The organism is Sinomonas sp. G460-2 (assembly GCF_047759905.1).
In the GTDB taxonomy this organism is placed as follows: domain Bacteria; phylum Actinomycetota; class Actinomycetes; order Actinomycetales; family Micrococcaceae; genus Sinomonas.
In genome coordinates this window covers 1-3120 of record NZ_JBKZWT010000380.1, presented here as the reverse complement: position 1 = coordinate 3120, position 3120 = coordinate 1, and the positions used below count along the sequence as shown (strand labels likewise).

Here is a 3120-nt window from a genome sequence, read left to right as displayed (position 1 = left end):
GACGGATCGGCGATGAGAGCGTCGGCGAGCGGCTCGAGCCCGGCCTCGCGCGCGATCTGCGCCTTCGTGCGCCGCTTCGACTTGTAGGGCAGATAGAGGTCCTCGAGCTCGGCCTTCGTCTCCGCGCGGACGACGGCGCCGCGCAGCTGGTCGGTCAGGGCACCTTGCTCCTCGATCGCCTTGAGCACGGCCACGCGCCGGTCCTCGAGCTCGCGGAGATAGCGGAGCCGCTCCTCGAGATCACGGAGCTGGGCGTCGTCGAGCGTGCCCGTGACCTCCTTGCGGTAACGCGCGATGAACGGGACGGTCGCCCCGCCGTCGAGGAGCCCGATCGCCGCCTCGACCTGCCACGGCTTGACACCGAGCTCGGCCGCGATGGTCGCGGTGATCTTCTGGGCCACGTCGCGGCCGTCCGCGCGCGGCGAGGGTGCCACGCGTGCCGGGGCCTTGGGCGGGGTTGGGGCGGAGGGAGCGGGAACTGCAGGGTGAGTCACGGAACTACTTTGCCCTATGCAGCCGACATTCCGGGCCGATGGACATTCCGAAAGTCAGCCCAGCCCCCACGCCCCGGCGACAGCGGAGAACCCCGCACGCCCGAGGGCGAGGAGGGCGCTCGCCACCCCGGCGAGCGCGTAGCAGCTCACCGGCACGAGCATGACCCATTCGCGCCACGAGCCCGCGTCCCCCAGGATCGGGAACGCGACGTGCCCACCCCGGTGCCACATCCACGCGACGATCGGCACCCGCGAGAGGCGCCGCGGCCGGCGGAAAGCGATCGGCCACAGGAGGTTGCAGCCTCCCGTGGTCAGCATGTCGCCGGCGATGTGGACGGCGGAGCCGAGGGCAACGGCGAGCGGGAACCAATTCTGTTCGTGCGGCGCGTAGAACGAGATGAACGCCGCAAGCGGAACGGCGAGGATCCACGGGAGCTTCCGGACGCCATCGGGCAGGACCCCGAGGACCTTGGCCGCGAAGGCCACGAGGAGGAGCGAGACGAGACCCGCCCCCACGTGGACGAGCCCGAAATGCGGCACCTCCATGGTCCACAGTCCCGCCGCCCACGCGATGGCCGTGAAGACGGCAATGCCGAGGACGGAATGGGTCCCGTTGCGGTGGCCGCCCGAGACGGCACCGATGCCCTCGCACACGAATCGCGAGACCGGCGGAAGAGAGTGTGCAATGGTCGCGCTGCGATGGTCAGCGTCGGGAAGGAGGGCCGCACCCGCCGTGACGAGCGCCCCCGCGACGATGCCGAGCGGCGTCGCATGCAGAAGGGGCCAGCCCAGATCGAAGCCCACGGGGCCCAGCCCGAGCAGCACCGTGACGAGGGCGAGATCGAGATGAAGCCGCGTGGTCACGGCGACCCACGCGGCGGCACCGCACGCGGCGTGGTGGGGTCCCATCATTCGGACGAATCCTCTCTGACCTGCGGATACGCCGAACGCGTAGCCCCACCTGACCCGGGGCGGGACCTACCTTACCGGGCCGGGGCTGCTTCCGGGCGCCGCGCTACGCGAGGCAGTCGGCGCAGGCGCCGGCCGTGACGTCGGCATCGCGGAGCACGCGCCCGCAGTCCCGGCATTCCATGTGAAAGGCGAGGTCTGCGCAGTCGGCGCAGTGGACGGCTTCGAACAGGGCAAGGCCGCGACCGCAGTCGGCGCACACGTCCTCGACCAGGACAGGCGCCATGTAGGGCCGTGCGGGCCCCCGAAACACGAGTTCGTCAATAGCAAGTGCGCTCATGGTTCGAGGTTAGGATGAGCCACCGACAAAATAGCGGCGCCGCCCCGGCGCGGCGGGAATCCGCAGGCCGCGCCCCTGCCATCCCGCTTCATGACGTCTCTGGACCAGGTCCGTGGCACTGGGTACGGTGTCCCTCATACTCTGGTTATGGGCGTCCTAAACCTTGGTGCGCACTGAGCAACGAAGGAACAAGGGATGAGAGCACACGGCCTCCCGCCACGCGCCCAGTCCGCGCCCCGGCCGCGCAGCGGCCCGCACGCCCAGGTGGCGCGCCGGTTCCGAGTCCGCCCCGTCTGGCCCAGAGTCCTGCTCGCGGTCGGCGTCACCGCCGCCGTCGTGGTGACCGGTGGGCTCACGTACGCGGGGGCGACGGCCGCGCAAATCAACGGGAACATCCGCCGCTCGGATATCCTCGCGGACCCGTCCCAGACGGTCCAGTCGGTGCCGAAGCTCACCGCCGACACCAACATCCTCATCATGGGCATGGACTCCCGCTTGGGCGAAGACGGCAAGCCCCTCCCCGCCGACGTCTACGACGCGCTCCACGCGGGTGGCGACGACGTGGGCGGGTACAACTCGAACGTCCTCATGCTCCTGCACATCCCGGCCGACGGGTCCAAGTCCACCGCGATCTCGATCCCGCGCGACGACTACGTCCAGACGGCGGGCTTCCCCGGGGCCGGTTTCAAGGCCAAGATCAAGGAGGCCTACGGCTACGCGCTTGCCGAGGAGCAGAAGACCCTCCTTGCCCAGGGCAAAGCGAACGACGACGCCACCTACCAGGCGTCGCGCGACGCCGGGCGCAAGGCCGAGATCGCGACCGTCTCGAAGTTCCTCGGCAGCGTCCACATCGACCACTTCGTCGAGGTCACTATGGCCGCGTTCTACCAGGTCGCGCAGGTCATCGCCCCGATCACCGTGTGCGTCAACCGTGCCACGCAAGACACATTCTCCGGCGCGAACTTCAAGGCCGGGACCCAGCAGATCGACGCGAAACAGGCCGTCGCGTTCGTCCGGCAGCGCCGCGACACGAGCGATCCGAGCTACTTCTTCACGGACCTCGACCGCGAGCGGCGCCAGCAGGCGTTCATTGCCTCGGTGCTCCACCAGCTCAAGCAGGCCGGAACGCTGACCAACATCCCCAAGATGCAGGGCGTGTTCGACGCCGTTAGCAAGAACATCGCCGTCGATTCAGGCCTGGACCTCATCCAGCTCGCGCAACAGGCCACGTCTCTCACGGGCGGCAACATCTCCTTCTCGACGCTCCCGATCACGGGCTTCGGATGGTCGCCCGAGGGGGCGTCCATCAACACCGTGGACGTCGCCCAGGTTCAGGCCACGGTCAAGACGCTCCTCGCCCCGCCCGCCCCGACGCCC

At 69.5% G+C, this 3120-nt stretch carries 4 protein-coding genes; 1 reads left to right on the top strand and 3 read right to left on the bottom strand.

Annotated features, from left to right (window positions below; translation table 11 throughout):
• The 3 genes from ACLN58_RS20110 to ACLN58_RS20100 all read right to left on the bottom strand — a co-directional run.
• Positions 1 to 434: Tex-like N-terminal domain-containing protein (locus ACLN58_RS20110; RefSeq protein WP_415857004.1), on the bottom strand; the 434-nt coding region annotated here is incomplete at its 3' end.
• Positions 435 to 548: 114 nt separating this feature from the next.
• Complete coding sequence (locus ACLN58_RS20105) at positions 549 to 1406, bottom strand: metal-dependent hydrolase (protein ID WP_415857003.1); 858 nt, start codon at positions 1404 to 1406, stop codon at positions 549 to 551.
• 103 nt (positions 1407 to 1509) lie between these two features.
• A complete protein-coding gene (locus ACLN58_RS20100; protein ID WP_415857002.1) occupies positions 1510 to 1743 on the bottom strand; it encodes a hypothetical protein in 234 nt (77 codons plus the stop codon).
• 195 nt (positions 1744 to 1938) lie between these two features.
• Between ACLN58_RS20100 and ACLN58_RS20095 the strand changes: the two genes are divergently transcribed.
• Positions 1939 to 3120: LCP family protein (locus ACLN58_RS20095; protein ID WP_415857001.1), on the top strand; the 1182-nt coding region annotated here is incomplete at its 3' end.

Coding starts and splice junctions, on each gene's coding strand:
- ACLN58_RS20105 (WP_415857003.1), bottom strand. CDS start 1,406: ATGATGGGACCCCACCACGCCGCGTGCGGTGCCGCCGCGTGGGTCGCC.
- ACLN58_RS20100 (WP_415857002.1), bottom strand. CDS start 1,743: ATGAGCGCACTTGCTATTGACGAACTCGTGTTTCGGGGGCCCGCACGG.